Source organism: uncultured Roseicyclus sp., assembly GCF_937892565.1.
GTDB lineage: Bacteria > Pseudomonadota > Alphaproteobacteria > Rhodobacterales > Rhodobacteraceae > Roseicyclus.
Genome location: NZ_CALAHQ010000023.1, coordinates 1 through 26,316 on the forward strand (window position 1 = coordinate 1; position 26,316 = coordinate 26,316).

Consider the following 26,316-nt stretch of genomic DNA (forward strand, 5'->3'; position numbering starts at 1 on the left):
CGCCCGAAAGCGCGATGTCAGCAGAAGCAACACCCGCGGTTGCAATCAGGGCAGTCGTAGCGAAGATACTGCTCTCCAATTCCGCCTGAAAGAGAATTCCAATTCCAACTATTGGTCAAAAATTCTCTTTCGTTTTTCAGATACGTCTCTAGATAGATTATTGATCCTCTTGGATCGATCTTTGGGTTCGGGACAGGTGAGGATTGGGCGCGTCCATTCTGACGGCGATGGCCAGATCAAAGACCCAAGAACGGGGCAGCCAATAGTGGCAAAGCATGGGCCGGGGCGCCCTGAAACCAAGACGACACGGCCGACAGATGGGCGAGGAATGTAAGATCATGATGATGTCCGACCCCGGTATCGACACCGTGATGCGCGGCTTTGCCTTTTGCGAGCCTGTGGCGACGCTGAACGCGTTTTTCGATGATCACTACTATCCCCATGTCGCGGCCACCACGCGGGGGCATCGCCACACGGCCCTGACCTATGACAAGCATCTGCGCGACACGCTGGGCCCCTTGGGCTGGGCTGATCTGGCGCCGCTGACGGTCAACGCGTGGCTGCGCCGTCAGGTTCAGGCGGGGCTGAAGAACACCACCATCAACAAGCACATCTTTCTGGTGAACCGCCTGTTTCGCACCGTTCGCGATTGGGGGGCGCTGCCCGAGGGGGCCAATGCGCCGCCCTATCTGCGCAAGCTGCCCACCGGCGATTACCGCCAGCGGTTCCTGTCCCAAGCCGAGATCGGGCGGCTTTTGCGCGAATGTGACCGCATCAACCACCCCTACCTGTCGCTGTTCATCCGCTTTATGCTGTTGACCGGCGCCCGCAAGAGCGAAGCGCGCACCGCGAAATGGTGCGACATGGATCTGGTGGCGGGGCATTGGCGCGTGCCCATCTCGAAAAACGGGCGCTCGCGCCGGATCATGCTGAGTGCCGCCGCGATCGAGGTTCTGGCCCGCACCAAGGAACGCGCGCGTGAGTTGGGTCAGGCCATGGCGCCGAAAGACTACATCTTCATCAATCCGCGCACCGGCACCTGTTACAACGGCTTTCACATCGCCTATTTCAAGGCACGCGATGCGGCGGGCCTGCCCGAGGTGCGCATCCATGATCTGCGCCACACCTATGCAAGCTTGCTGATCAACAATGGCGTCAGCCTCTATGAGGTGCAGGAATTGTTGGGCCACTCCTCATCCGCGATGACGCAGCGCTACGCGCATCTGCAACCCAACCAACTGCGCAGCCGAACCGAGATCGTCGGCCGGATCGTGGATGGCGGTCTGTGATTGCGATCAATCAGGACAGGGGAACATGGTGAGCCCGACAGGATTCGAACCTGTGACCAATTGATTAAAAGTCAACTGCTCTACCAACTGAGCTACGGGCCCGCTCTGGGGCGCCTACTACGGACGGCCCGGTGCCTCGTCAAGCCAAAAACCCCGGCGGGGGATTTCCATGCGGCCGCGCGGGGCGTATATCCCGCCCATGTCTGATCATGGCCCCCTTCCCGGCCTGCCCTTTCTCAAGATGCATGGGCTTGGCAACGACTTTGTGGTGATCGATGCGCGCGCGGATGCGCCCCGCGTGACCGCCGGGCTGGCGCGTGCGCTGGCGGATCGTCACCGGGGTGTGGGCTTTGACCAATTGGCGGTGATCGAGGATGACCCGACCGCCGATCTGCGGCTGACCTTCTGGAATGCCGATGGCTCGCTTTCGGCGGCCTGCGGCAATGCCACGCGCTGCATCGCGCGCCATGAGATGGACAGGCGCGGGGTCGCGGCGCTGACCCTCAGAACCGAGCGCGGGCTTTTGCAGGCGGTCGATGCGGGCGGGGGGCTGACCTCGGTCAATATGGGCCAGCCCTTGACCGATTGGGCCGACATACCGCTGGCCCATGCGATGGATACCCTGCACCTGCCCATCCCGGGTGATCCGGTCGCCACCGGAATGGGCAACCCGCATTGCAGCTTTTTCGTCGACGATGCCTGTGCCGTCGATCTGGCAACCGAGGGCGCGCGGATCGAACATCACCCGCTGTTTCCGGCACGCACCAATGTGCAATTCGTCCATCTGGTCGGCCCCGATCATCTGCGGATGCGGGTCTGGGAACGGGGGGCGGGGGTGACGCTGGCCTCTGGCTCATCGTCTTGTGCGGTGGCGGTGGCTGCGGCGCGGCGGGGGCTGACCGGGCGGGCCGTCAAGATCACACTCGATGGCGGCGATATCCTGGTCGATTGGCGCGATGATGGCGTCTGGATGACGGGGCCCACGGCAACGGTGTTTTCCGGCGTGCTGACGCCCGCATGGCTGGCCGCCGTTCCATGACCGCCAAACCGCCCGTCTTTCACACATTGGGATGCCGTCTGAACGCCTATGAGACCGAGGCGATGCGCGAGATGACGGCGGGTGCGGGCCTGTCCGATCTGGTGATCGTCAACACCTGTGCCGTGACGTCCGAGGCCGTGCGCAAGGCGCGCCAGGATATCCGCCGCCTGCGCCGCCAGCACCCAGATGCCACGCTGGTCGTCACCGGTTGCGCCGCCCAGACCGAGCCCGCGACCTTTGCCGCCATGCCCGAGGTCGACCGCGTGATCGGCAACACCGAGAAAATGCAAGCCACGACCTGGGCCGCGATGGCCGCCGATTTTGTGGGCGATACCGAGCGCGTGCAAGTCGATGACATCATGTCGGTGCGCGAGACGGCGGGCCATCTGATCGACGGTTTCGGAACCCGCGCCCGCGCCTATGTGCAGGTGCAAAACGGCTGCGATCATCGCTGCACCTTTTGCATCATCCCTTATGGTCGCGGCAATTCGCGCAGCGTTCCGGCGGGTGTGGTGGTCGATCAGATCAAGCGGCTGGTGGATCGCGGCTATCTTGAGGTCGTGCTGACGGGCGTCGATCTGACAAGCTGGGGGGCGGATCTTCCGGGTGCGCCGCGTCTGGGCGATCTGGTGATGCGCATCTTGCGGCTGGTGCCCGATCTGGCGCGGCTGCGGATTTCGTCCATCGATTCCATCGAGGCCGACCCGAACCTGATGGCCGCCATCGCGAGCGAGGCGCGATTGATGCCGCATCTGCACCTGTCGCTCCAGCATGGCGATGATCTGATCCTCAAGCGGATGAAGCGCCGGCATCTGCGCGATGATGCCATCGCCTTTTGCGAACAGGCCCGGCGCCTGCGCCCCGACATGGTCTTTGGCGCCGACATCATCGCCGGTTTTCCGACCGAAACCGAAGACGCCTTTGCCAACAGCCTGAAGCTGGTGGTCGATTGTGGGCTGACATGGCTGCATGTCTTTCCCTATTCGCCCCGCCCCGGCACACCCGCCGCGCGCATGCCACAAGTGGGCGGCGCGGCGATCAAGACCCGCGCCGCGCGTCTGCGGCAGGCGGGCGAAGCGGCATTGGCCGTGCATCTGCGCGCACAGGCGGGCAAAACCCATCACATCTTGATGGAAAACCCCCGCATGGGCCGGACCGAGCAATTCACCGAAGTGGCCTTTGCGGCCGATCAGCCCGAAGGCCGGATCGTCACCGCGCGCATCACCGGATGGGCCGGTGATCGCCTGACCGCCTGAACACCCCCCCGCGAAAGGAGTATCCATGCACCCGAACCCAGCTTTCCGGTCCGAGGGCACGGCGCTGAACCTTGCCTTTGCGCGCACACGCGGTTTTGGCACGCTCTGCGTCAACGGCGATGCGGGGCCGATGCTGTCGCATGTGCCGTTCTGGCTGAACGACGATGCCACGGGCGGCGAATTGCATCTTGTCCGCTCCAACCCCATCGCGCGGGCGGTGACCGGGCCGGTGGCCGCCGTGATCGCCGTGATGGGGCCCGATGGCTACATCTCGCCCGATTGGTATGGCGACCCTGCACAGGTGCCGACATGGAATTACATCGCCGTGCATCTGCGCGGCCATCTGCACCCCGCCGACCCGGATGACATGCGCCGCCATCTGGACCGCGTTTCGGCCCATTTCGAGGACCGGCTGGCCCCCAAGAAACCCTGGACCGTGGACAAGATGCCCGAAGAGGCGCTGACGCGGATGATGCGCGGCATCGTGCCCTTTCGTTTCACGCTCGACAGCGTCGAGGGAACTTGGAAGCTGAACCAGAACAAGACCGAAGCCGCGCGTCTGGGGGCCGCCCAAGCGGTGCGCGCATCGCGCATCGGCCATGAGGTCGAAACGCTGTCGCAACTGATGCGCGACGGCCCGCCGCCGATGGACAGCGACACCCCCTTCCCCTATCTCTAGGCCAAGATCCAGCCGCAAGGGAGGTTGCGCCTTGGCCATTCCGCTTGTCCCGCTTGCCGGTCTTGTCCTGCGCTATGGCGCGGTGGCAGCCCTTGCCTATGCCGCCGCGCGCCGCGCCCGGCCCCGGCGGCTGTCGCCCGCCGCCGAAGACGCGCTGAATCACACGCCTGTCGGCGCAAGCATCGGCCATGCGCCCGGACAGATGAATGCCACAGCGCGGTGGCGGCGCAACATCCGGCTTGGCCCGGATGGCCCGGGCATGGAGGTCGATCTGAGCGCCTTGGCGCGGCTTCGCATAAGGAAAACACGATGAAGATGGAACTTTTGGGCTCACCCGCTTCGCCCTTCGTGCGCAAGGTCCGCGTGCTGATCGCCGAGGCGGGCATCCCCGATCTGCCGCTGGTTCAGGTCGCGACCTCGCCTTTGGGTGGCGAAGATCGTCTGAATGCGGCCAACCCCTTGGGCAAGATCCCGGCCTTGACGCGGCCGGATGCCCCGACGCTTTACGACAGCCGGGTGATCACGCGCTATCTGGATGCTCAGTCCAAGGCCGGGCTCTATCCCGATGCCCGGATCTGGGATGTCCTGACGCTCGAGGCGACTGCCGATGGCATCATGGATGCGGCGGTGAACCTGACCTATGAAAAACGCTTTCGCGCCCCCGAGATCCAGTTCGCCCCATGGATGGAGGGGCAATGGACCAAGATCGCCCGTGCGCTCGATGCGCTGGACGGCCAATGGCTCAGCCATCTCAAGGGGCCGCTCGATATGGGTCAGATCGCGGTGGGCTGTGCGCTGGGCTATCTGGATTTCCGCCATGATGATCGCGCGTGGCGCAACGGGCGTGACGGGCTTTGCGCATGGTATGCCGATTTCGCAACCCGCCCCGCGATGCAGGCGACACAGCCCTGATGCAGATCGCCGTGGCCCGGACCGAGGCCGCGCGCGCAGGGTGTTTCGCCGTGCGCCGCGCGGTCTTTATCGAGGAACAAGGCATCCCCGAAGCCGAGGAATGGGATGCCGAGGATGCGACCTGCACCCATTTTCTGGCCGAGGATGAGCGCGGCCCCTTGGGCTGTGCGCGGCTGATCGCCTTGGGCGACACGGCCAAGATCGGCCGCGTCGCGGTGATGGCCCATGCCCGGGGAACCGGCTTGGGCCGGGCATTGATGGATCATGTGATGACGGCCGCACGCACGACAGGCTTTGCCCGCGCGATGCTGGAGGCGCAGCTTTATGTCATCCCCTTTTACGAAAGCATGGGCTTTGTCGCGGAAGGGCCGGACTATGATGACGGCTCGGGCATCTTGCATCGGGTGATGCGGCGGCCGCTTTAGGCGACATTACCCGGCAAGCGGGCGAGGCGCTGCGCCCTCTCGCGCAAGGGTTGCATCATCGCGCGAGGATTGTCGAAAATAGCTGGTGATCTGCGACATTTCGGCGTCACTGCGCGCGTTTGTCCGCTGGACGCCTATAACCGTACCTCATAGACAGCGTGCCAACCGGGCAAGGGTGGATTCCCTTTGCCCTTTCGGGGTTTCAAGGTCCGGCACCCCCCGGACCCAGAGCAAGGGGAGACGCGAAACCGTGTCACACGCCGAAGACCACAGCGGTGATCGCCGCGATTTTCTGTACTACGCAACGGCCGGCGTCGGTGCCGTGACCGTGGGCGCGGCCGTGTGGCCGCTGGTAAACCAGATGAACCCGTCGGCCGATGTGCAGGCTGCCAGCCAGATGCGCGTCGATGTCGGCGGCATTTCCGAAGGCACGCAGTTGACGGTGCTTTTCCTTGGCAAACCGGTGTTCATCCGCCGCCGCACTGCCGATGAAATCGAAGCAGCCCGTGGTGTCGATCTGGCCGATCTGGTCGATCAAGACGCGCGCAACCCCAATATCGGCCCGATCGACGCCTCGGATGAAAACCGGTCCATGCCGGATTATTCGGGCGCCAATACCGGCGAGTGGCTGGTTCAGATCGGCGTCTGCACCCATCTGGGCTGCGTTCCCATCGGGGACGGCGCAGGCGATTTCGGCGGGTGGTTCTGCCCCTGCCACGGCTCGCATTACGACAGTTCGGGCCGCATCCGTCGCGGACCCGCCCCTGAAAACCTTCCCATCCCTGTGGCATCGTTCGTGGACGACTCCACGATCCTGCTCGGCTGAACGAGGGAGACAAAGACATGTCCGGAATTCCCCACGACCATTACGAGCCAAAGAGCAACGCTGAAAAGTGGTTGCATCGGCGTCTGCCCATCGTGTCGCTGATGTATGACACGCTGATGATCCCGACCCCCAAGAACCTCAACTGGATGTGGATCTGGGGCATCGTGCTGACCTTCTGCCTTGTGATGCAGATCATCACCGGCATCGTTTTGGTGATGCACTACACGCCGCATGTCGACATGGCATTCGCCTCGGTCGAACACATCATGCGCAATGTGAACGGTGGCTGGGCGATCCGCTACATTCACCAGAACGGCGCATCGCTGTTCTTCATCGCCGTGTATCTGCATATCTTCCGCGGTCTTTACTACGGCTCCTACAAGGCCCCGCGCGAGATCACATGGATCATCGGCATGCTCATCTACCTGTTGATGATGGGCACGGCCTTCATGGGCTATGTTCTGCCATGGGGTCAGATGTCGTTCTGGGGTGCCACCGTGATCACCGGCCTGTTCGGCGCGATCCCCTTTGTGGGCGAGGCGATCCAGACATGGCTCCTGGGTGGGCCAGCGGTGGATAACGCAACGCTGAACCGCTTCTTGTCGCTGCATTATCTGCTGCCCTTCGTGATCTTGGGTCTGGTGATTGTGCATATCTGGGCGTTCCACACGACCGGCAACAACAACCCCACGGGTGTTGAAGTGCGCCGGACGTCGAAGAAAGACGCAGACTCCGACACGCTGCCCTTCTGGCCCTATTTCGTGATCAAGGACCTGTTCGCGCTGGCGGTGATTTTTGTCGCCTTCTTCGCGATCGTGGGCTTCATGCCGAACTTCCTTGGCCATCCTGACAACTACATCGAAGCCAACCCGCTGGTGACGCCCGCCTTCATCGTGCCGGAATGGTATTTCTTGCCCTTCTATGCGATCTTGCGTGCTTTCGATGGTGAGGTCTGGCTGGTGATCGTGGCCGATTTCCTGACCGCGGGCATCGTGGACGCCAAATTCTTCGGCGTGCTGGCCATGTTTGGCGCGATCATCGTGATGGCGCTGGCGCCGTGGCTTGATACATCATCGGTGCGGTCGGGCCGCTATCGTCCGATGTTCAAATGGTGGTTCTGGATCTTCGTCGTGAACTTCTTTGTTCTGATGTGGGCCGGCGCCATGCCCGCCGAAGGCATCTACCCCTACATCGCCCTGATCGGTTCGGCCTACTGGTTTGCCTATTTCCTTGTGATCTTGCCGCTTTTGGGCGTGATCGAAAAGCCGCTGGCCCAGCCCGCGACCATCGAGGAAGATTTCAACGCGCACTACGGCAAAACCGGTGGGTTGGGCGGCGCATCTGCCCCCACCCCGGCCGAGTGAGAGAAAGGACACTGAGTATGCTCAGGAAACTTGCCATCAGCGCTGCTGCGGCTGCCACTCTGGCCCTTTCCTCGGGGGCAGCGCTGGCCGCGGGCGGGGCGGGCTATGTCGAAAACTTCGACTTTGCCCACGAAGGCCCCTTTGGCCGCTTTGACCAGACCCAGCTTCAGCGCGGTCTTCAGGTCTACACCCAAGTCTGCGCCGCCTGTCACGGGCTGCGCTATGTGCCGCTGCGCACGCTTTCGGACGAGGGCGGCCCGGGGCTGAGCGAAGAAGAGGTGCGCGCCTACATCGAGCAGAACTACATCGAAGTCTATGATGCAGAACTGCAAGATTGGCGCGCGGCCACGCCGAACGACCATTTTCCGCAATCATCCATGGAAAACGCCCCCGACCTCAGCCTGATGACCAAGGCACGCGCTGGCTTCAGCGGGCCTTACGGCCTTGCGTTGAACCCGCTGTTCAAGGGCATGGGCGGGTCGGAATATGTCGCTTCGCTTTTGACCCACTACACCGGGTCGGAGAAGGAAGAGTTTGGGTCGATCCTTTATGGCAACGAGACCTATGGCGGCGGCTATCTCGCAATGTCCCCGCCGCTGTGGGATGGCGCAGTCGAATATGGCGATGGCACCGAAGCCACGGTCGAACAGATGGCGCTGGATGTGGCATCGTTTCTGACCTGGACCGCGGAGCCGAAGCTGATGGCGCGCAAGCAGATGGGCTTTACCGCCATTCTGATGCTGGGCCTGCTGGCGGTCATGCTGTATCTGACCAACAAGCGGATCTGGGCCCCGGTCAAGGCCCGCGCCAAGGGCTATCCGGCCGAGTGATCGGCCCATGACAAGATACGGAAATGCGCCCCATGGGGCGCATTTTTTGTCTGATGTCTGTGCCTTGTGGCGCCCTGCCCCATCAGAGCCACGGCATCAGCCCACAGGGCGGCGCATCGCGCAGGCCCGCCATCGGCGCATCCAGCACCAGTTTTCCCTCCTCCAGCATCCACAGACGGTCGCACAGCCGCTCGGCATCGCGCAGGTCATGGCAGGCCATGATCAGCGTCAGCCCGCGCCTTTCGGACAGGGATTTGAGCAGCGCCAGCATTTCGGCACGCAGGCCGGGATCAAGGGCAGCAAAGGGTTCATCCAGCAACGCCAGGGGCCGGTCGCGCAGCAGCATCCGCGCCAACCCCACCCGCGCCTGTTGCCCGCCCGACAACGTGGCGGGCCGCCTGTCGCCGAAATCACCCAAGCCCACATCGCTCAGGCTTTGGGCCACGCGGTCGCGCTGGTGTGGCGATAGCCGCAGATCAGGGCGCAGCCCAAGGGCGACGTTGTCAAAGACAGTCAGATGCGGGAACAGATTGCCGTCTTGAAACAGGATCGACACAGGTCGCCGGGCCACGCTGTCACCGGTGATGTCGGCACCGTTCCAAAGGATGCGCCCCCGGTCGGGCCGTTCAAACCCCGCAATCAGCGCCAGAAGCGTGCTTTTTCCGCTGCCCGATGGGCCAAGCACCGCCACCCGCGCGCCCGGTTCGACCGTGCCCGACAGCGACAGCGAAAAGCCGTCTTGCGTCAGCGCCACGTCATCGAGTTGCAGCATCAAGCCGTCCCCCGCGATCAAAAAGCCAAAAGATGGCAAGCGTCAGCGCCATCAACAACACGGCGGCCCCTTGCGCGTCGTCGGTTCGATAGGCGCCCATCAGGCGATACATCTCCAAGGGCAGCGTGCCCTGTCCCGGCAGGGAAAACAGCGCGATCACCCCCAGATCCCCCATGGAAAACGCCGCCGCCAACCCCGCGCCAAAGCCCAAGGGGCGGATCAGGCGCGGCAAGATCGCATGGCGAAGCCGCGCCAGACCGCGCATGCCCAGCGCATCGGCCAAGCGGCCCTGCGTTGCTTCGGCCAGGATCGCGGCTGGCACCAGCGCGCGCAGGATAAAGGGAAGCGCCACCAGCGCATTGACCATCCCCGTCACAGGCAGCGCCAGAGCCACCGGGTTGGCCACAGCCCGGATCACGATGAAAAGCCCGGTTCCCAACACCAGCGGCGACACGGCAATGGTCAGAAAGGCCAGCATCTCGACCAGACCGGGCCGGGCCAGGCGCGCCGCCAAAAGCGCGATGGGCACAGCCAGACCGACCGCCACCGCCGTGGACCCCAGCGCCAGGATGCAAGACCGCAACGCCGCCTCCCAGATTTGGGGTGGCAAGCCTAGCAGCGCAGGTAATCCCTTGAGCGCCACAGCGAGCATCGGCATCAGAAGAAACAGCGCGGCCGCCCCGATCACGGCCCCATCCCCCCAACGGGCCAGCGCCCTGTCGCCGGGCCATGCCAGCGCCGGGCGGTCAAGACCCGGCCCAAGCTCCTGGGTGCGGATCGCACCAAAGGCCAGCGCCCCGGCGCACAGGCAGATCGCCACCTGAACACCCCCCAAAAGCGCCGCCCGTCCCAGATCGAAATCAAAGCGAAACGCCTGATAGATCGCCAATTCCACCGTCGTCGCGGCAGGGCCCCCGCCAAGGATCAGCGCCACCGCAAAGCTTGTGGTGCAGATCAGAAAGATCAAAAGCACAGCCCCCGGCACCACGGCGCGCAACAGCGGCCGCTCGAAATGTCGGCGCATGTCGCGGCTGGAAAAGCCAAGCGCTGTGGCCAGACGTATCCGCTCGGCCGGGATCGCCTGCCAGGCTTGCAAGATCAGCCGCACCGCCAGCGGCAGGTTCAAAAAGACATGCGCCAGAACCACGCCTTGCAGCCCGTAGATGTCGATGCGGCCCAGCCCGATCCCCGCCAGCGCGTCGTTCAACCAACCCGCGCGGCCAAACACGGCCAACAGACCCAGCACCGCAACGATGACCGGCAAAAGAAACGGCGCGCCCATCAGCGTGATCAGCGCCGCACGCCCCGGAAAGGACCGCCGCGCCAGCGCGCGCGCCACAGGCACGGCCAGCCCCACGCTGGCCAGCGCCGACAGGGCCGCCTGCATCAAGGTAAAGCGGATGGCGGCAAGATCGGCCGGGCCAAGCGCGGGCGGCCAATCGGCGCGTGCCATCACCGCGCCCAGTGGCACAAGCACCGCCAAGGCTATGAGCCCGGCAAAAGCCGCGCCCATCCAATGGATCACGCTCAGCGGGCGAGCGCGCTTTGCCATATGGCCAACGCCTCATCGCGCAGGGCGGCGGCTTGATCCGGGGCCACCAACAGCGCCGTTTCGGGCTGGATCAGGGTCTCGAACCCGGCAGGCAGCGCATCGGACGCAAGGGCGGCGGGATACATCCAGTTGGTCGTGGGGATGACCTCCTGAAAGGCGGGCGACAGCATGAATTCCAGAAACCGGCGCGCCAGATCGGGCTGATCGCTGGCGGCCAGCATGCCCGCAACCTCGATCTGCAGGTAATGCCCTTCGTCAAAGGGGGCGGCGGCAAAGCCTGCATCCTCTTCGGCGATCAGGTGATAGGCGGGCGAGGTGGTGTAGCTGAGCACCAGATCGGCCTCACCCTCCAGAAACAGGCCATAGGCCTCGGACCAGCCGGGCGTGACGGTGACGATGTTGTCGGCCAAACCGTCCCAGATGGTTGCGGCATCATCGCCATGCGCGGCCTGCACCCACATCAAAAGGCCAAGCCCGGGGGTGGAGGATCGCGGGTCCTGGATCACGATGGACAGGTCCGAGGCCGCAAGCGCGGCAAAGGATGTCGGCACCTCGGCCAGATCGGCACGATGGACAAAGGCGAAATAGCCCCAGTCGAACGGCAGGAATGCGGCATCATCCCAGACCACGGGCAAGGTCAACCCCGTGGGCGTGATGCCATGGGGCGCAAACAGCCCCGTTTCGCGCGCCGCTGCCGTCAGATTGGTGTCCAGACCCAGAACGATATCGGCCTCGGTGGTGTCCCCCTCAAGCCTGAGCCGCGCCAAAAGCGCCGCGCCATCACCGGCACCGACAAAGTGCAGGTCACAGGCGCATGTCGCCTCGAACGCGGTCTCGATCGCGGGGCCGGGGCCCCAATCCGAGACAAAGCTGTCATAGGTATAGACCGTCAGCACCGGGGTCTGCGCGAACGCTGCCCCCGCGACAACAGACAGTCCCGCAGCGATGATGGTGTGTTTCATGTCTCACTCCTCCATGGCGACGGACGAAGTGAGGGGCGGGTTCGCCGCCAACCTTCCCTCCGCCGGTCCTAACCGGTTCAGGTTCAACGGGTTCACGCGATCCTTTGCGCATCTCAGGCCGATCCGGCCACCCCGAGGTGGGCCAACAGTTAGCGCCGCACCTTGGCCGATGCAAGCGGCTTGGCATTTGGGCGGCGTGCCGTTAGGCCATGGTACAGACGAACAAGGGATTTCTGCGCAATGAGCCTCAACAGCTTTGGCCATCTGTTTCGCGTCACGACCTGGGGGGAAAGCCATGGGCCCGCGCTTGGTGCGACGGTCGATGGCTGCCCGCCCGGCGTGACGATCGAGGCGGCCGCGATCCAGCATTGGCTGGACCGGCGCAAACCGGGGCAGAACAAATACACCACCCAGCGCCGCGAACCCGACGAAGTCGAGATCCTGTCGGGCGTCCATGAGGGGCAATCGACCGGCACGCCCATCCAGTTGATGATCCGCAACACCGATCAGCGGTCCAAGGATTATGGCGAGATCGCCGAAAAATTCCGTCCGGGTCATGCCGATATCACCTATTGGCAGAAATACGGCATCCGCGATCCGCGCGGCGGCGGGCGGTCGAGCGCGCGCGAAACCGCCGCGCGGGTGGCGGCGGGCGGCGTGGCGCGGGCCGCGCTGGCGGTTTTGGTGCCGGGGCTTTCCATCATGGGCTATATGGTTCAGATGGGTCCGCATGGCATTGACCGCGCACGGTTTGACGCGGCGGAAATCGAACGCAACCCGTTCTGGGTGCCAGATGCACAGGCGGCACAGGATTGGGCGGCCTATCTGGATGGCTTGCGCAAATCGGGCGACAGCGTGGGCGCGGTGATCGAAGTGGTGGCGCGGGGCGTGCCCGCGGGCTTGGGCGCGCCGATCTATGGCAAGCTCGACAGCGATCTGGCGGCCGCGATGATGTCGATCAACGCCGTCAAGGGCGTGGAGATCGGCGACGGCATGGCGGCCGCCAGCCTGACGGGAAGCCAGAACGCCGATGAAATCTTTATGGGGCCCGATGGGCCGATCTATGGCTCGAACCATGCCGGCGGCATCTTGGGTGGGATATCGACCGGGCAAGACGTGGTGGTGCGTTTCGCGGTCAAGCCGACCTCCAGCATCCTGACGCCGCGCAAGACCATCACCAAGACGGGTGAGGCGACCGAAATCGTCACCAAGGGCCGCCACGATCCTTGCGTGGGCATTCGCGCCGTGCCCGTGGGCGAGGCGATGATGGCCTGTGTGCTGCTCGATCATCTGCTGCTGCATCGTGGGCAAATCGGCAACCATCACGGCAAGATCGGCTGATCTGCCGAACAGGGCGCGCGTTTTGTCGGCACGATCGAACGGCCCGACCCGCTGCCGCGCCCGACGCTGACGCAAGCGCGCGGCCGGCTTGGCAACACCCGCTTGGTCAATCAAGGCCGCGTGGCGTCAGGACAGGCCCAGATCCATCAGCGCGCGGATATCGGCCTCGCCCGTCTGGGCGACAATCCGGCCCAGTTCCTGATCCCCGCGCAACACCACCAGCGTCGAGCGACGCGGAATGGCAAGGCTGCGCGACAGATCACCCGTGCCATGCGCATCCCAATCCACCCTCACAAAGGTCATGGCCGCGTCATAGGCGGGGTTCGCGGCGCGCAGGGCGGTGATCACCCGCTCTTGCGCGCGGCAGGTCGAGCACCATGTCGCCGAGAAATCGACGAACACGGTCTCGCCTGCGGCCAGCCGGTCGGTCACAAGGCCGGGGGTGTAATCGATCAGCGCCTGCGCCGTGCGGGCCATGGGCAGCAGGGCAAACGCGATGGCGCCGGTCAGGGTCTGGCGACGGGTGAACATGACGAAGGCTCCTTTCGGGAGGGGGGGGTCACAAGGCAACAGACAGATCTTGCAGCCAGACCGGCATGCGGTCGAGCAACCAGATCTCGGCGAGGTGGTGCCAGCGCAAAAGGATGGCTGCACCGACGAACAGAAAGACAGCGCCCAGGATCGGGCGCGACGCGCTGGCAAGACCTTGCAGCGCGCCCATGTGGCGGCGCAACGCGCCGCGCGCACCATAGCCCAAGGCGACAATCACCGTGCCGATGCCAAAGGCGAAACCCAGCATGATGCCAAAGGCGCTGAACAAATCCTGCCCTTGGCTGGCCAGCGAAATCGCACCCCCCAAGGTCGGGCCGACACAGGGGCTCCAGACCGCGCCAAGCAAAAAGCCCCCCAGGAACTGCCCTTGCCAGCCAGACATGGATGCGCCCCGGATGCCGGCATCGGCACGCTCGGCGAAACCGGCCGTGGCCATGGCAAAGCGCGCCGAGGCGTGCGGCACCAAAAGCACAAGGCCAAAGCCCACCATCAAGATGGCCCCGGCGCGCGCCACGCTGTCTTCGGTCAGGCCCACCAGATGACCTGCCGCGATGACGGCAAACCCCAGCGTCACGAAGGCCAGCCCAAGGCCTGCGGCCAGCGCAAGCGGCCCCCAACGGCTGGCCTGAAGCGCGCCCGCCAACACGATCGGCAAGATCGGCAGCACGCAGGGGTTGATCAAGGTCAACAGGCCCGCACCATATGACAAAACGATTTCCATACCGCCTTGATGGGCGAGCCCACGGGGCCTGTCACCCGACAAAGCCGTGATCTGTCAGTGAGGGTCAGGCCGGCCCGGCGCGCGACAATTGCACGGCCAGAATGCCCGCAGCCACGATGGCCACCCCGATCACGTCGACAAGGCTCAAACCCTCGCCCAAGAGCATGGCCGCGATGGCCACGCCAAAGACCGGGTTGAGAAAGTGAAAGGTCGCAGCCCGCGTTGGCCCGATCCGGCCCACCAGCCAGAACCAGATCAAGGTCGCCAAAAGCCCCGGCATCAAGGTGGTGTAGACAAAGGCCAGCGCCAACCGCGTCGACCATTCGACCGACCAGCTTTCGGTGATCAGCGCCACAGGCGCCAGGGCCGCCGATCCGACCAGCATCTGCAAGCCCACGATCATCATCAGATTGCCCCCACCCGTGGCCGCACCGCGCATCGCCAATGTGGCCACCGTCAGCGCCGCAGCCCCGATCAGGCACAGCACGATCCCCAACCCATCAGCCCCAACGCCCAGACGCTGCACCATGATCAGGCCAACGCCACAAAAGCCCGCCGCCAGACCCGCAACGCCAAGTGCGGGCAATCTCTCGCGGAACAGGCCCCAGTTGGCCGCCGCCACCAAAAGCGGCATGGTCGAGGCGATGATCGCCGCAAGCGATGCTTCGACCCACTGCATCGCCACGAAATTCAGCCCCAGATAAAGCGCATTCTGACACAGCCCGAAAATGATCACCGCCCGCCATTGGCCCGGACCAAGGCGCAACGCCTGTCCCATGGCGGCGGCGATGGCGATGCCGATCAGCCCCGAAATCAGGAAGCGGATGGCCAAGGCGCTCAGCGGCGGCATGGCCTCGACGATGATCCGCGCCGAGGCAAAGGCCGAAGACCAGATCAGCGCAAAGACAAGCCCCGCCAGAAGCGCCCGGAAATCCATGTGATCAATCAGCCCAAACAGAAAAAAGGGCCGCAGCCCCCGTTGGGCGCGACCCTTTCACGAAAGCCCGGTCAGGGCAATCAGCCGTTGACGCTGTCCTTGAGGGATTTGGCGATGGTGATTTTCACCTGCTTGTCGGCGTCTTTCTTGATGGTTTCGCCGGTGGCGGGGTTGCGCACCATACGCACGGGGCGCTCGCGGCAATAGATCTTGCCGATGCCCGGAAGCGTGACCGCGCCGCCAGCGGCGACTTCCTTGGTCACAAGGGCCGCGACAGCATCAATCGCTGCGGCGGCGGTTTTCTTGTCCGAGCCCATATGCTCTGCGAGGGCTGCGACAAGCTGCGTCTTGGTCATGGGTTTTTGTGCCATTGGTGTTTTTCTCCTGAATACTGCCCGAGCCCTTGGGCCGGTTGGCGAAAACCTAACCGAATATTGTGTCCTCACACAACGCTTAGTAGGCAGAAAAAGGTCGAAAACACGGCTTGCGGGTCGTTTTTTTGGTCTACAGAAACGCCGTTTCCTCAAAAGAGCGCAATTTCCGGCTGTGCAGCCGCTCCAGCGGCATGTCACGCAATGCTTCCATGGCCCGGATACCGATCAACAGATGGCGGGAGACTTGCGTCTTGTAAAATTCCGATGCCATGCCGGGCAGCTTCAGCTCGCCATGCAGCGGCTTGTCCGAGACACACAGCAGCGTCCCGTAAGGCACCCGAAACCGAAAGCCATTGGCGGCGATGGTCGCACTTTCCATATCCAGCGCCACCGCGCGCGATTGCGACAGGCGCTGAACCGGGCCGGTCTGGTCGCGCAGTTCCCAGTTGCGGTTGTCAAGGCTGGCCACCGTGCCCGTGCGCATGATGCGCTTGAGCTCATAGCCTTCCAGCGCGGTCACATGGGCCACCGCATTTTCCAGCGCCACCTGAATCTCTGCCAGGGCCGGAACCGGCACCCAGACGGGCAGATCATCATCCAGCACCTTGTCCTCGCGCAGATAGGCATGGGCCAGAACGAAATCGCCCAAGCGCTGCGAATTGCGCAAGCCCGCGCAATGGCCGACCATGATCCAGGCATGTGGCCGCATCACGGCGATATGGTCGGTCGCGGTCTTGGCGTTCGACGGGCCGACCCCGATGTTGACCAGGGTGATCCCGTTCCCATCCGTGCGCTTGAGGTGATAGGTGGGCATCTGCGGCATCTTGGTGGGATGGGCGATCGGCGCGGCGGGGTCCGTGATCTCCAGATTGCCGGTGGCCACGAAACTTGTGTAGCCGCTTTCGGGGCGGGCCAGCATGCTGCGGGCATAGCCCTCGAATTCGTCGACATAGAACTGGTAATTGGTGAACAGGACGTGGTTCTGGAAATGCACCGGATCGGTCGCGGTGTAATGGGCCAGCCGGGCCAGCGAATAATCCACCCGCTGTGCGGTAAAGGGCGCCAGGGGTTGCGCCCCATCCTCATAGGTAAAGCCCAAGCCGTTGACGATGTCGTCATGGGTGGTGGACAGGTCCGGCACATCAAAGACATCGCGCAGCGTGAAATCACCCGCCCCTTCCTGCGGCACGGTGATCGCGCGGTCATTGGCAACGGCGAAATGCACCGGCATGGGTGTCAGCGACGGGCCGATCTCGACCGGGACGCCATGGTTCTTGATCAACAGGCCGATCTGCTGGCGCAGATAGTTTCCAAACAGGTCGGGGCGCGTGATCGTGGTGGCATAGCTGCCCGGTTCGGCCACATGGCCAAAACTCAACCGGCTGTCGGTCAGGGCATAGGTCGTCGTGGTCATGCGCAATTCGGGATAAAAGGCGCGGTAGCGCGTATCATCGGGCGCACCATCGCGCAGCGTGTCGGTGAACCGATCACACAGATAACGCACCGCTTCGCTGTAGAGCGCCTGAAGATGGGCCACCGCCGCATCGGCATCGGTGAACACCTTGCGCTTTGGCTCCTGGTCGGGGGTTGCGATCCGGCGGGTAGAACGGTTCATGGGCTCGTCCCCACGATCAGATCGGTCAGTTGAAAGCGGGTCACATCCACCAGCCCCAGATCAGAGATCCGCAAGGCAGGGATCACGACAAGCGCCAGAAGCGAATGCTGCATATAGGCGTTGTTGAGCCTGCATCCGCAGGCCGCCATCGCCTCGACCATGGCTTGCGCGCGGGCCGCGACCCGGGCGGCCGGGCTGTCCGACATCAGCCCCGCGATGGGCAATTCGACCAGCGCGATTTCGACCCCGTCTTTCCAGATGGTCACCCCGCCGCCCACCTCGGCCAAGCGGTTGGCGGCCTGCGCCATCATCGCGCGATCGGTGCCCACCACGATCATGTGGTGGCTGTCATGCGCCACGGTCGAGGCCATGGCCATCGGCACGTCATAGCCAAAGCCCGACACGAAACCATTCACCACCTGCCCCGTGCCGCGATGGCGTTCGACCAGCGCGATATGGGCCACCGGGCCTTGTGCCTCGATCACGCCCGCCACCACGGCAAGCGTGGCCTCCAGCGCCTGGGTCGGGGCCTGATTTTCGACCACGCCGATCACGCGAACGCGGGCCTGCGTCGCGCCCTGCGGCGCGGCCACCGCGAAATCCGGCGCCGCCAGCACCCGGCCCAGATGCACCGTGCCGCGCGCATCGGCGGGCCAATCGAGATGCGGACAGTCCACCAGACATTGGCCGTTTTCGGCAACCCGGCGGCCACGGGCAAAGACCGTTTCGATGGGCAGGGTCGCCAGATCCGAGGTGACGATCATGTCGGCCCGGCGGCCCGGTGCGATCTGGCCAATTTCGCGGTCCAGCCCGAAATGGGTGGCGGTGTTGATCGTGGCCATCTGCAAGGCCACCAGCGGATCGCAACCACAGGCGATGGCGTGGCGCAGCGCGCGGTTCATGTGGCCCTCATGGACCAGCGTGCCGGAATGGCAATCATCGGTGCACAAGATCATGTTGCGCGGATCAAGCCCGCGCTCGGTGATGGCGGTGATCTGGGCCTCGATATCGAACCAGGCCGACCCCAGCCGGATCATCGCGCGCATCCCCTGACGCATGCGGGCCATGGCATCGGCTTCGGACGTGCCTTCGTGATCATCGGCCGGGCCGCCCGCGGCATAGGCGTGAAACGCCCGCCCCAGATCGGGCGAGGCATAATGCCCGCCCACGGTCTTGCCCGCCTTTTGGGTTTCGGCGATTTCGGCCAGCATCTGCTGGCTGCCCGCCACCACACCGGGGAAATTCATCATTTCGCCCAAGCCCACGATGCCGGGCCAGCGCATCGCCTGGGCCACATCCTCGGGGCCGATTTCATAGCCCGTCGTCTCCAGCCCCGGGGCCGAAGGCGCACAGCTTGGCATCTGGGTCCAGATATTCACGGGCTGCATCAGCGCCTCGTCATGCATCAGCCGCACACCGCGCAGACCAAGCACATTGGCGATCTCATGGGGGTCGGTGAACATCGATGTCGTGCCATGCGGGATCACGGCACGGGCGAATTCGGCGGGTGTCAGCATGCCCGATTCGATGTGCATGTGCCCATCGCACAGCCCGGGGATCAGGTAGCGCCCCTCCAGATCGACCACTTCGGTCCGGGGACCGATGCAATGGCGCGCATCAGGCCCGACATAGGCAAAACGGCCATGGCGGGTGGCGATCTGCCAGCCCTCCATCACTTCGCGGGTTTGGACCAGAACGACACGCGCATTGGTCAAGACAAGATCGGCGGGCGCACGCCCTGCGGCGGTGGCGACCAGATCCGAGGCGACATCAGACCATGCGGGAAAGGAAATGGATGGGTTCATGCCCCAATCTTGCCGATCCCCGTCAAGCTGGCAAGTGACGGTTGAACGACAGGGGCCCGGCGATGGCACGTCTAAAGCAGGTCTTCCTCGACATCGGTGATATCGATCCCCATCGCCTCGGCGCCGGCTTCCAGATGATCGGCGAAATGCGGGCTGCCCAACAGGTAATCGGCGGTGGGTGTCGTGGCCTCGGCAAAGGCGGTTTCGACGGCCTCGGCCCAGTCATCGACCTCGAAGCTGCCGCGCCCGATCCAGTAGAGCGCCGTCAGTTCGGCGCGCTCATCCTCGGGCATGGCATCGATGAAGCCGCGCAGCTCGCCCTCGGCGCGGTCAAGTTCGTGGCCCATCAAGATGACCTGCGCCACCTGTTGCGGTGAAAGTTCCATCGCTTGCCCTCCTGTTCATGGTGCGACCCGATGGGGTCATTGCGCATGGTGGGGCAGATGCGTCCTTGATCTGGCGCAAGGGCCGGGGTCAGAAGAACAGGCGGCGATAGAGCCTGTGGGGCAAAAGCGCGCTCAGGCGGAACACAAGGCTGAAAACCGTGGGGAAACTTCGGGCAAAGCCGCCCCGGCGCATATGGTCGAAAAAGATCTCGGCGGCAGGGTCGGGATCCATGATGAAGGGCATGGTGAAATCATTCTTGTCGGTCAGCCGCGTGCGGATGAAGCCCGGGTTGATCAGTTGCACGCTCACGCCCGTATCCTTGAGATCGCCATCAAGCGATTCCGCCAGCGAATAAAGCCCCGCCTTTGACGCCGCATAGCCGATGGCGCCGGGCAGCCCGCGAAACCCCGACAGGCTGCCGGTCAGCACGATATGGCCCGTATCGCGTGCCACGAAATCGGGCACGACATGGGCCAGCACCCGCGCGGCCCCGGTCAGGTTGATGTCGAACATCGCCTCGACCTCGGGCCCGTTCCACGCCTTGGCCGATTGTGGCCAATAGACACCCGCCAGAAAGATCATGCCGTCGATCCGGCCCAACTGGCCCCAGGCCTGCGCCACGCTGTCACGATCGGCAATGTCCATCGGCACGACCTGCACCGGCCCCGGCAGATCGGCCGCCAGCGCCGCCAGCCGTTCGGCAGAGCGCGCCGAGACGATCAACTCGGCGCCCGCGCCGCTCATCTTCAGCGCCAGCGCACGGCCCAACCCCTCGGAGGCGCCGACCAGCCAATACCGTTTGCCTTTGAAATCCCGCATCACACCACCCCGTCAGATCGGATTGGCCGCGCCTTGCGGCAGCGGCGTTGTCGCCAGAACCGCCATCGCGCCCAGCTTCAGCACGCACGGCACCAGCGCATAGAGATAGGTCAGCAAATCAAGCGCGCCCTCAGGGCTTTGACCGCCAGACTGGAACCCCGCCGCATCCAGCGCCGGCAACAGCACCACGGCCGCGAATGCCAGCGTCAGCTTGGACACAAAGGCCCAAAGGCCAAAACCCGCCGCAGCCTGAGGCGCGATCTGCTCCATGCGGCGCGCAAAAAGCGCCGGCAACAGCGCGAAATCCGCGCCAAGCGCCGCCCCAGATGCCAGACAGATCAACGCAAACGCCACCGTATCGCCCGGCCCAAGGAGGAGCACCACTGAAAAAGCGGCAATCGCCAGCGCCATGGCCGACAAAAGCATCGCACGCGCCCCGAATCGCGCCGCCGCCCGCGTCCAGATCGGCGCGCTGAGCGCTGCGGCCAGAAAGAACAACAGCAACAGCGGCCCCTCCCACCCCGGGGCTTCCAGCACGCTTTCGACGTAGAACAAGAACAGCGTCGATGACACGGCCACGGGGGCCGCATTCATCAGCGCCACCACCAAAAGCCGCCGCGCGACCGGGTCTGACAGCACCGCACGAAACCCGCTGTCGCCGGGCAGGACCGTGCCCGCCCAATCCGACCGCATCAGCCACAGCGCCAAAAGACACAAGAGCCCAAACCCCAGCGCGAAATTGCCATAGGCGTTCCCCGTGGCATCCAGCACCGTTGGGGCCACGGCGGCCACACAGACCCCCAAAAGCGCGCCCGTTTCCCGCCACGCGGCCAGCCGCAGATAGCCTTGCGGCCCAAGCTGCGGGGCGGCGGCAACGCCTTGGGCGTACATGCAGATCGTCAGAAAGGAAAAGGCCGAAAACAACCCCGTCATCATCAAGGCGAACCACCAGATCGGGGCGATGGGCGGGGTGATGGCGAAAAGCCCAAACATCGATCCTGCCAAGACCGCAACACCGGCCATCACCGCCGCCCCGCGCCGGGCGCGCAACCGTTGGGCCAACCACCCCAAGGCCGGATCCTGGACCACGTCAAACAGGCGCAAGGCGAACAAGACCCCCGCCAGCGCGGTCAGGCCGACGCCGAATTCATCGACATAGACCTTGGGCGCGTGGATATAGATGGGCAAGCCAGCAGCCGCCAGCATCGCGGCAAAAACCGCATAGCCCATGCGCGAGGGGAGGCGGGCCATCTCAGGAAACGTCTTGCTCCGGCGGGGTGGGGCGCACGCGGTAGGGTGCACCCTTCCACCAGAGCTTGAGGGCTTGCCAATGGATCAGCGCCAGAACCCGGCGCGCACCCAAGGGGCGGCGCAGCACGGATCGCAAGATCGCCCAACTGGTCAGGGGCGCGCGCTTGCCCGTGAGCGTCGCCAAAAGACCCTCGCCGTCGGTGGCATAGTCGATCCAGACACCGATCCGGTCGGCGCGGATGTCGAAGCGAAAGCTGTAGCCGCCGTCGATGGGCTGAAAGGGCGAGACGTGAAAGATCTTTTGCGCGCGCAGCACATCGGCCCGGTCGATGGGGCGCTGATCGGGATGGGCGCACAGATAGCTGTGCCGGTCACCAAAGGTGTTCGACACCTCGGCGATCACGGCGCGCAATCGGGTCTCGCGGTCATGCGCCAGCCAGAACGAGACGGGATTGAAGACATGGCCCAGCATGCGCGGCTGGGCCAGAAGCTGAAGGGTTCCATCGGTCACGGCGTCCAAGCCATGGGTGGCCAGAACCGCGCGCGCCCACGCGGCGCCACGGCCCTGCTTGGGCGGGCCGCCATGGTCGCTGTCTTGCAGCGATGTGAGCGCGCCGCGATTGCGCGCAAAGAGCCAGGGCGCGCGCGGACGGGGATCTTCGGCATCGAGCAGCACATAATCGATGGAATAGGTAAAGGCATTGGTCACAGCCCCGCGCCGCCCGTGAAAGGTCGATCCCGAGATGTGATCCACCCGGCTCATGCCGCCTGCCGTGCCCCGTCGCGCAGCGCGATCGCCTCGACCACGTCGAGCGCACTGGCATAGCCATCTTCGTGAAACCCGTTCTTCATCCACGCGCCGCAGAACCATGTGTTGTTCCGACCATTCATCGCCCGCACCGCACCCTGAGCGGCAAGCGCTGCCAGATCATAGACCGGGTGGCGGAACTCGGCCGTGTCATAGATCAAGGCGTCATCGATCGGCGCGCGGCTGTTGAGCGTGACAAACAAGGGGTCGCTTTCGGGGATCGGCTGCAGGCAGTTCATCCAGTAGGTCAGATCGATCGGCCCGCCCTGATGGCCGGGCCGTTCGGTGTAATTCCAAGACGACCACGTCACGCGCCGCTGTGGCATCGCACGCGTGTCGGCATGCAGAACGGCGGTGTTGGATTGGTAGCGCACGGCCCCCAGCGCCGCCGTTTCGGTTGGGCTGGGATCGGCCAGCATCGCCAGTGTGTCATCGGAATGGGTGGCAAAGACCACGTCGTCAAACACATCCCAATGGCCTTCGCACAAGATCTCGGCCCCCCGCGCGCTGCGCTTGACGGTCTTGATGGGGGTGGCCATGCGAATATCGACCCGCTTGAGCAAAAGCGCCTGTTCCAACCGGGTAACGTATTCGATCGATCCGCCCTGAACCGTCCACCATTGATGCTGGCCCGTGGTCTGCATCAGGTGATGGTTGCGGAAGAATCGCACCAGGGCCTGGGCCGGGAAATCCATGATCTCCTCCTTGGGCGTGGACCAGATCGCACCGGAAATCGGGGTCAGGTAATAGTCGCGGAACCAGCGGCCCATCTGCATCTGGTCCATCAATTCGCCCAGCGTGAGGGTGGCATCGGTCGCGACCTTTTCGGCCGCCGCATTGAAGCGCAACAGATCGCGCACCATGCGCAGGAAGCCGGGGTTGGCCAGATTGCGTTTCTGGGCAAACAGCGCATTGAGGCTGCGCAGACCATACTCGATGCGCCCCCCCCCGATCGAGGCGGCAAAGCTCATGTCAGATTTTGCCACCGGAACATCGAGTTGTGCGAACAATTTCGTCAGATTGGGATAGTTTGCATAGTTGAACACGATAAAGCCGGTGTCGACGGGCTGATCGCCATGCTTGCCCGCCACGATGGTGCGCGCATGTCCACCCAGCCGCGGCTGGGCCTCGAACAAGGTGACGTTATGGGCATCTGCCAGATGATAGGCAGCGCCCATCCCCGAAATCCCCGCGCCGATCACGGCAATACGTTTCGGCGCGGCGGCCGGGTGTTCGAATGGCATCGGCGATGTCCCCTGATTCGTCGAGTTGCGCAGTGCAAGGGTTACGCGCCCCAAGCTTGCGCAGATCAAAGAAAATAATTGTGATCCGGTCTAGGGAAAACCGCGTAACTGCGATATGCTGTCGTTGAACGACCACGCTGAACAGCCAGCTGGCACCTATTGGGGGATGATACCGGTCATCCCTATCTGGTGTCAGTGAGAAAGGCGTGACCCGACCGTGACGGCAATGGACAAGTCAGATGCGCACTGGGTGGCGAGTATCGCCTCTATCGCGCAACACCAAGATCAGAAGGCTTTTGCCGAGGTGTTTCGTCACTTCGCGCCAAGGGTGAAGGCATTTCTGATCAAGTCGGGGGCGGACCACGCCCTTGCGGAGGAGTGCATGCAGGACGTGATGGCCACGCTCTGGCACAAGGCGAATCTCTATGACCCGTCGCGGGCATCCGTCGCGACGTGGATCTTCACGATTGCGCGCAATCGCAAGATCGACCTGCTGCGCCGCTATGCCCGCCCGGAACCCGAGGACCTGCCTTGGGGCCCCGAGGATGCCCCCGATCAAGCCGACGCAATCGCGCTGCAGCAAGAATCCACAAAACTGGCCGAAGCGATTGGCAAGCTTCCCAAGAAACAGCGCGAATTGATCGAACGCGCCTATTTCGGGGACCTGACCCACAGCGAAATCGCTGCGCAAACAGGATTACCCCTTGGCACGATCAAGTCTCGCATTAGGTTGGCGCTGGAAAGGTTGCGTCACGCAATGAATTAAGGAGGCCGGATGCCCGCCATTCGCCATCATGTTCCAGATGATATGCTGATGGGCTACGCCGCTGGCGTTCTGCCGCAAGCCTTCGATCTGGTCGTCGCAACCCATGTGTCGCTGAATGACGACGCCCGCGTCCGGCTTGCCGGATTCGAGGAGCTGGGCGGCGCCGTGCTGTCGGACCTGAAAGAGGTCGATCTGGCCCCCGATAGCCTTGAACAGACGCTTGCCAAGATTTCCCGCATGGCACCAACCGAGCGTGGCACGCGGTCAAACGGAGTGTTCCCCGCGCCCTTGCGCAAAATGATCGGCGGAGATGTGGCTGCGGTAAAGTGGAAATCCATCGCGCGCGGCACGAAACAGGCGGTCTTGTGCAGCGACGGCGAAGCGACTGCGCGGCTGTTGTATATCCCCGCCGGTCAGGCGATGCCAGAACACAGCCATCGTGGCACCGAAATGACGCTGGTGCTTCAGGGCGGATACAGCTCGGTCGATGGCCATTACGTGCGCGGCGATCTGGAAGTGGCTGACCAGCAAACCAACCACACCCCCATCGCCGATGATGACGGCGAGGATTGCATCTGTCTGGTCGCCACCGACGGGCGGTTGCTGTTCAACGGTCTCTTGCCCCGGCTGGCGCAGGTCTTTTTGCGCATCTAGACCCTATGCGGCGCAATCGGGGACGGTCATGAGCAAGTTTGGGCCCACCCAAGGCGAATTGAAGCTGCGGCTTGCCATCAGCCTTGCGGGTCTGGCGCTGTTGATCGGTGCCTATGCCACCAATGGCATCGGCGGCATCGCGTCTTTGGAAATCGGCATCATCGGCACGGTTTTTTTCGGCGGATCGGCGATCTGGTGCCTGCTCAGGCTGACACGCAAACCCGGCCCCTGAACCGTTCGGTCATCCCGCAGCATGCGCCGCTTGGGCGGACCGTAAAAAGGCGGGTCGGCCCGGCGCGCTCAATTCCGGCGCATGGGCATAGCCCCCAAGATCAAACGCAAGGATCGCCGCCGGGTCGGTCAAGCGCCGCTCGATGACAAAGCGCGCCATGGCACCACGGGCCTTTTTCGCATGGAAACTGACGATCCTGGGGCCGCCGGGCTTGTCTTCCAGAAATTGCGGCGTGATCACGCGCAACGCCAGCGCCGCCGGATCGACCGCCGAAAAATACTCGACCGAGGCACAGTTGAGCAGCGTATCGGTGCCCAGATCAGCCGCCTGCACGTTCAGGGCGCGGGCCAGCCTGTCGCCCCAATAGGCATAAAGATTGGGGCCTTTTGCGGTCGCAAGCTGGCTGCCCATTTCCAACCGATAGGGCCGGATCGCATCCAGCGGGCGCAAGACCCCGTACAGACCGGACAAGATGCGCAACCGATCTTGTGCAAAGCGCAGATCGTCAGCCTCAAGGCTTGCCGCTTCCAGCCCCTGATACGTGTCCCCCGCAAAGGCAAGGGCCGCAGGGCGCAGATCATCGTGATCTGTATCAAATCTCTGGAACCGTTCGACATTCAACCGCGCCAAACCCGCTGACAGATCCATCAGATGGGCCAGATCGGCCTCGCTGAGGCCACGGGCGGTTTGGGCCAGCGCCCGCGCATCCGCTTGGAACTGCGGCACTGTCATCGCCACGTCGCGCACGGCCCAATCCAGACGCTTGGCCGGCGAAATCACGATCAGCATGGACACTCCTCCGAAAGGGCGACTGGCATGGGGTGGACCTAGCGCCCCGTGCCACAGCGGGCAAGCCGAAGCCGGTCCATAACATCGCTTGAGATTAGGCCACGGGCGTTCCAGT

General features: G+C 64.0%; 29 protein-coding genes, 1 tRNA gene and 1 riboswitch. Of the genes, 14 read left to right on the forward strand and 16 right to left on the reverse strand.

Going from position 1 to position 26,316, the window contains the following annotated elements; all coding sequences use genetic code 11:
- Positions 1-338 precede the first annotated feature (338 nt).
- Entirely contained in the window at positions 339-1,289 is a 951-nt protein-coding gene (locus Q0094_RS02845) for a site-specific integrase (RefSeq protein WP_297615055.1), read from the forward strand.
- A gap of 26 nt (positions 1,290-1,315) precedes the next feature.
- Here Q0094_RS02845 and Q0094_RS02850 read toward each other — a convergent pair.
- A tRNA-Lys gene (locus Q0094_RS02850) sits at positions 1,316-1,391 on the reverse strand.
- Positions 1,392-1,488: 97 nt separating this feature from the next.
- Here Q0094_RS02850 and dapF point away from each other — a divergent pair.
- The 9 genes from dapF to Q0094_RS02895 all read left to right on the forward strand — a co-directional run bounded on the left by dapF (position 1,489) and on the right by Q0094_RS02895 (position 8,620).
- Positions 1,489-2,328 carry a diaminopimelate epimerase gene (gene dapF / locus Q0094_RS02855; RefSeq protein ID WP_297615057.1) on the forward strand — a complete coding sequence of 280 codons (840 nt, stop codon included), beginning with the start codon at positions 1,489-1,491 and terminating at the stop codon, positions 2,326-2,328.
- Complete coding sequence (gene mtaB, locus Q0094_RS02860) at positions 2,325-3,584, forward strand: tRNA (N(6)-L-threonylcarbamoyladenosine(37)-C(2))-methylthiotransferase MtaB (RefSeq protein ID WP_297615059.1); 1,260 nt, start codon at positions 2,325-2,327, stop codon at positions 3,582-3,584. The genes dapF and mtaB overlap by 4 nt, the downstream gene beginning before the upstream one ends.
- A 25-nt stretch (positions 3,585-3,609) precedes the next feature.
- Entirely contained in the window at positions 3,610-4,263 is a 654-nt protein-coding gene (locus Q0094_RS02865; RefSeq protein WP_297615061.1) for an FMN-binding negative transcriptional regulator, read from the forward strand.
- 31 nt (positions 4,264-4,294) lie between these two features.
- A complete protein-coding gene (locus Q0094_RS02870; protein WP_297615063.1) occupies positions 4,295-4,576 on the forward strand; it encodes a hypothetical protein in 282 nt (93 codons plus the stop codon).
- A 2-nt stretch (positions 4,577-4,578) separates the two neighbouring features.
- A complete protein-coding gene (locus Q0094_RS02875) occupies positions 4,579-5,175 on the forward strand; it encodes a glutathione S-transferase (RefSeq protein WP_297615303.1) in 597 nt (198 codons plus the stop codon).
- Positions 5,175-5,600 carry a GNAT family N-acetyltransferase gene (locus Q0094_RS02880; RefSeq protein WP_297615065.1) on the forward strand — a complete coding sequence of 142 codons (426 nt, stop codon included), beginning with the start codon at positions 5,175-5,177 and terminating at the stop codon, positions 5,598-5,600. The genes Q0094_RS02875 and Q0094_RS02880 overlap by 1 nt, the downstream gene beginning before the upstream one ends.
- 250 nt (positions 5,601-5,850) lie before the next feature.
- The gene (gene petA, locus Q0094_RS02885; protein ID WP_297615067.1) at positions 5,851-6,426 is read left to right on the forward strand and encodes a ubiquinol-cytochrome c reductase iron-sulfur subunit; all 576 of its coding nucleotides are present in this window, start codon (positions 5,851-5,853) and stop codon (positions 6,424-6,426) included.
- Between the two features lie 17 nt (positions 6,427-6,443).
- Positions 6,444-7,790: a cytochrome b N-terminal domain-containing protein gene (locus tag Q0094_RS02890; RefSeq protein ID WP_297615069.1), complete on the forward strand. Its 1,347-nt coding sequence runs from the start codon at positions 6,444-6,446 to the stop codon at positions 7,788-7,790.
- Positions 7,791-7,807: 17 nt separating this feature from the next.
- On the forward strand, positions 7,808-8,620 hold the full coding sequence (locus Q0094_RS02895; protein WP_297615072.1) for a cytochrome c1: 813 nt from the start codon (positions 7,808-7,810) through the stop codon (positions 8,618-8,620).
- A gap of 82 nt (positions 8,621-8,702) precedes the next feature.
- Here the strand turns inward: Q0094_RS02895 and Q0094_RS02900 are convergent, their stop codons facing one another.
- The 3 genes from Q0094_RS02900 to thiB are packed head-to-tail and all read right to left on the reverse strand — an operon-like array spanning position 8,703 to position 11,906.
- Positions 8,703-9,392, reverse strand: coding sequence for an ATP-binding cassette domain-containing protein (locus Q0094_RS02900; protein WP_297615074.1), 690 nt, complete (start codon positions 9,390-9,392; stop codon positions 8,703-8,705).
- A complete protein-coding gene (locus Q0094_RS02905) occupies positions 9,376-10,944 on the reverse strand; it encodes a thiamine/thiamine pyrophosphate ABC transporter permease ThiP (RefSeq protein ID WP_297615076.1) in 1,569 nt (522 codons plus the stop codon). Before Q0094_RS02905 ends, Q0094_RS02900 begins: the two co-directional genes overlap by 17 nt.
- Positions 10,920-11,906, reverse strand: coding sequence for a thiamine ABC transporter substrate binding subunit (gene thiB / locus Q0094_RS02910; protein ID WP_297615078.1), 987 nt, complete (start codon positions 11,904-11,906; stop codon positions 10,920-10,922). The genes Q0094_RS02905 and thiB overlap by 25 nt, the downstream gene beginning before the upstream one ends.
- Before the next feature lie 37 nt (positions 11,907-11,943).
- Positions 11,944-12,051, reverse strand: a riboswitch (TPP riboswitch).
- A 95-nt stretch (positions 12,052-12,146) separates the two neighbouring features.
- Between thiB and aroC the strand changes: the two genes are divergently transcribed.
- Positions 12,147-13,247 carry a chorismate synthase gene (aroC, locus tag Q0094_RS02915; RefSeq protein ID WP_297615080.1) on the forward strand — a complete coding sequence of 367 codons (1,101 nt, stop codon included), beginning with the start codon at positions 12,147-12,149 and terminating at the stop codon, positions 13,245-13,247.
- A 126-nt stretch (positions 13,248-13,373) separates the two neighbouring features.
- On the opposite strand, the gene Q0094_RS02920 is transcribed toward aroC, so the two are convergent.
- The 11 genes from Q0094_RS02920 to Q0094_RS02970 form a co-directional block, all read right to left on the reverse strand.
- Positions 13,374-13,778, reverse strand: a complete 405-nt coding sequence (locus Q0094_RS02920; protein WP_297615082.1) for a thioredoxin family protein — start codon at positions 13,776-13,778, stop codon at positions 13,374-13,376.
- A 28-nt stretch (positions 13,779-13,806) separates the two neighbouring features.
- Positions 13,807-14,520 (reverse strand): cytochrome c biogenesis protein CcdA, encoded by a 714-nt coding sequence (locus Q0094_RS02925; RefSeq protein ID WP_297615084.1) that lies wholly within the window; start codon positions 14,518-14,520, stop codon positions 13,807-13,809.
- Positions 14,521-14,584: 64 nt separating this feature from the next.
- Positions 14,585-15,457, reverse strand: a complete 873-nt coding sequence (locus Q0094_RS02930) for a DMT family transporter (RefSeq protein ID WP_297615086.1) — start codon at positions 15,455-15,457, stop codon at positions 14,585-14,587.
- An 80-nt stretch (positions 15,458-15,537) separates the two neighbouring features.
- Positions 15,538-15,813 (reverse strand): HU family DNA-binding protein, encoded by a 276-nt coding sequence (locus Q0094_RS02935; protein WP_297615088.1) that lies wholly within the window; start codon positions 15,811-15,813, stop codon positions 15,538-15,540.
- Between the two features lie 148 nt (positions 15,814-15,961).
- Positions 15,962-17,446, reverse strand: coding sequence for an AMP nucleosidase (locus Q0094_RS02940; protein ID WP_297615090.1), 1,485 nt, complete (start codon positions 17,444-17,446; stop codon positions 15,962-15,964).
- Entirely contained in the window at positions 17,443-19,251 is a 1,809-nt protein-coding gene (locus Q0094_RS02945; RefSeq protein ID WP_297615092.1) for an adenine deaminase, read from the reverse strand. Before Q0094_RS02945 ends, Q0094_RS02940 begins: the two co-directional genes overlap by 4 nt.
- Positions 19,252-19,322: 71 nt before the next feature.
- Positions 19,323-19,637, reverse strand: coding sequence for a DUF3775 domain-containing protein (locus Q0094_RS02950; RefSeq protein WP_297615094.1), 315 nt, complete (start codon positions 19,635-19,637; stop codon positions 19,323-19,325).
- Between the two features lie 88 nt (positions 19,638-19,725).
- Entirely contained in the window at positions 19,726-20,457 is a 732-nt protein-coding gene (locus Q0094_RS02955) for an SDR family NAD(P)-dependent oxidoreductase (RefSeq protein ID WP_297615096.1), read from the reverse strand.
- Positions 20,458-20,469: 12 nt separating this feature from the next.
- The gene (locus tag Q0094_RS02960) at positions 20,470-21,708 is read right to left on the reverse strand and encodes an MFS transporter (protein ID WP_297615098.1); all 1,239 of its coding nucleotides are present in this window, start codon (positions 21,706-21,708) and stop codon (positions 20,470-20,472) included.
- Position 21,709: 1 nt separating this feature from the next.
- Positions 21,710-22,471, reverse strand: a complete 762-nt coding sequence (locus Q0094_RS02965; protein WP_297615100.1) for a DUF1365 domain-containing protein — start codon at positions 22,469-22,471, stop codon at positions 21,710-21,712.
- On the reverse strand, positions 22,468-23,760 hold the full coding sequence (locus Q0094_RS02970) for an FAD-dependent oxidoreductase (RefSeq protein WP_297615102.1): 1,293 nt from the start codon (positions 23,758-23,760) through the stop codon (positions 22,468-22,470). The genes Q0094_RS02965 and Q0094_RS02970 overlap by 4 nt, the downstream gene beginning before the upstream one ends.
- Before the next feature lie 226 nt (positions 23,761-23,986).
- On the opposite strand from Q0094_RS02970, the gene Q0094_RS02975 reads away from it, so the two are divergent.
- The 3 genes from Q0094_RS02975 to Q0094_RS02985 are packed head-to-tail and all read left to right on the forward strand — an operon-like array spanning position 23,987 to position 25,412.
- Positions 23,987-24,526, forward strand: a complete 540-nt coding sequence (locus Q0094_RS02975) for a sigma-70 family RNA polymerase sigma factor (RefSeq protein ID WP_297615305.1) — start codon at positions 23,987-23,989, stop codon at positions 24,524-24,526.
- Between the two features lie 9 nt (positions 24,527-24,535).
- Entirely contained in the window at positions 24,536-25,180 is a 645-nt protein-coding gene (locus tag Q0094_RS02980; protein ID WP_297615104.1) for a ChrR family anti-sigma-E factor, read from the forward strand.
- Positions 25,181-25,208: 28 nt separating this feature from the next.
- Complete coding sequence (locus Q0094_RS02985; protein WP_297615106.1) at positions 25,209-25,412, forward strand: hypothetical protein; 204 nt, start codon at positions 25,209-25,211, stop codon at positions 25,410-25,412.
- Positions 25,413-25,421: 9 nt separating this feature from the next.
- Here Q0094_RS02985 and yaaA read toward each other — a convergent pair whose 3' ends face one another.
- Complete coding sequence (yaaA, locus tag Q0094_RS02990; protein WP_297615108.1) at positions 25,422-26,201, reverse strand: peroxide stress protein YaaA; 780 nt, start codon at positions 26,199-26,201, stop codon at positions 25,422-25,424.
- Positions 26,202-26,316 lie beyond the last annotated feature (115 nt).

Bases quoted from the DNA above. Each gene is read 5' to 3' on its own strand.
- Q0094_RS02845 (WP_297615055.1), top strand. From the start codon at position 339: ATGATGATGTCCGACCCCGGTATCGACACCGTGATGCGCGGCTTTGCC.
- dapF (WP_297615057.1), top strand. From the start codon at position 1,489: ATGTCTGATCATGGCCCCCTTCCCGGCCTGCCCTTTCTCAAGATGCAT.
- mtaB (WP_297615059.1), top strand. From the start codon at position 2,325: ATGACCGCCAAACCGCCCGTCTTTCACACATTGGGATGCCGTCTGAAC.
- Q0094_RS02865 (WP_297615061.1), top strand. From the start codon at position 3,610: ATGCACCCGAACCCAGCTTTCCGGTCCGAGGGCACGGCGCTGAACCTT.
- Q0094_RS02875 (WP_297615303.1), top strand. From the start codon at position 4,579: ATGGAACTTTTGGGCTCACCCGCTTCGCCCTTCGTGCGCAAGGTCCGC.
- Q0094_RS02880 (WP_297615065.1), top strand. From the start codon at position 5,175: ATGCAGATCGCCGTGGCCCGGACCGAGGCCGCGCGCGCAGGGTGTTTC.
- Q0094_RS02890 (WP_297615069.1), top strand. From the start codon at position 6,444: ATGTCCGGAATTCCCCACGACCATTACGAGCCAAAGAGCAACGCTGAA.
- Q0094_RS02895 (WP_297615072.1), top strand. From the start codon at position 7,808: ATGCTCAGGAAACTTGCCATCAGCGCTGCTGCGGCTGCCACTCTGGCC.
- Q0094_RS02900 (WP_297615074.1), bottom strand. From the start codon at position 9,392: ATGCTGCAACTCGATGACGTGGCGCTGACGCAAGACGGCTTTTCGCTG.
- Q0094_RS02905 (WP_297615076.1), bottom strand. From the start codon at position 10,944: ATGGCAAAGCGCGCTCGCCCGCTGAGCGTGATCCATTGGATGGGCGCG.
- thiB (WP_297615078.1), bottom strand. From the start codon at position 11,906: ATGAAACACACCATCATCGCTGCGGGACTGTCTGTTGTCGCGGGGGCA.
- aroC (WP_297615080.1), top strand. From the start codon at position 12,147: ATGAGCCTCAACAGCTTTGGCCATCTGTTTCGCGTCACGACCTGGGGG.
- Q0094_RS02920 (WP_297615082.1), bottom strand. From the start codon at position 13,778: ATGTTCACCCGTCGCCAGACCCTGACCGGCGCCATCGCGTTTGCCCTG.
- Q0094_RS02925 (WP_297615084.1), bottom strand. From the start codon at position 14,520: ATGGAAATCGTTTTGTCATATGGTGCGGGCCTGTTGACCTTGATCAAC.
- Q0094_RS02930 (WP_297615086.1), bottom strand. From the start codon at position 15,457: ATGGATTTCCGGGCGCTTCTGGCGGGGCTTGTCTTTGCGCTGATCTGG.
- Q0094_RS02935 (WP_297615088.1), bottom strand. From the start codon at position 15,813: ATGACCAAGACGCAGCTTGTCGCAGCCCTCGCAGAGCATATGGGCTCG.
- Q0094_RS02940 (WP_297615090.1), bottom strand. From the start codon at position 17,446: ATGAACCGTTCTACCCGCCGGATCGCAACCCCCGACCAGGAGCCAAAG.
- Q0094_RS02945 (WP_297615092.1), bottom strand. From the start codon at position 19,251: ATGAACCCATCCATTTCCTTTCCCGCATGGTCTGATGTCGCCTCGGAT.
- Q0094_RS02950 (WP_297615094.1), bottom strand. From the start codon at position 19,637: ATGGAACTTTCACCGCAACAGGTGGCGCAGGTCATCTTGATGGGCCAC.
- Q0094_RS02955 (WP_297615096.1), bottom strand. From the start codon at position 20,457: ATGCGGGATTTCAAAGGCAAACGGTATTGGCTGGTCGGCGCCTCCGAG.
- Q0094_RS02960 (WP_297615098.1), bottom strand. From the start codon at position 21,708: ATGGCCCGCCTCCCCTCGCGCATGGGCTATGCGGTTTTTGCCGCGATG.
- Q0094_RS02965 (WP_297615100.1), bottom strand. From the start codon at position 22,471: ATGAGCCGGGTGGATCACATCTCGGGATCGACCTTTCACGGGCGGCGC.
- Q0094_RS02970 (WP_297615102.1), bottom strand. From the start codon at position 23,760: ATGCCATTCGAACACCCGGCCGCCGCGCCGAAACGTATTGCCGTGATC.
- Q0094_RS02975 (WP_297615305.1), top strand. From the start codon at position 23,987: ATGGACAAGTCAGATGCGCACTGGGTGGCGAGTATCGCCTCTATCGCG.
- Q0094_RS02980 (WP_297615104.1), top strand. From the start codon at position 24,536: ATGCCCGCCATTCGCCATCATGTTCCAGATGATATGCTGATGGGCTAC.
- Q0094_RS02985 (WP_297615106.1), top strand. From the start codon at position 25,209: ATGAGCAAGTTTGGGCCCACCCAAGGCGAATTGAAGCTGCGGCTTGCC.
- yaaA (WP_297615108.1), bottom strand. From the start codon at position 26,201: ATGCTGATCGTGATTTCGCCGGCCAAGCGTCTGGATTGGGCCGTGCGC.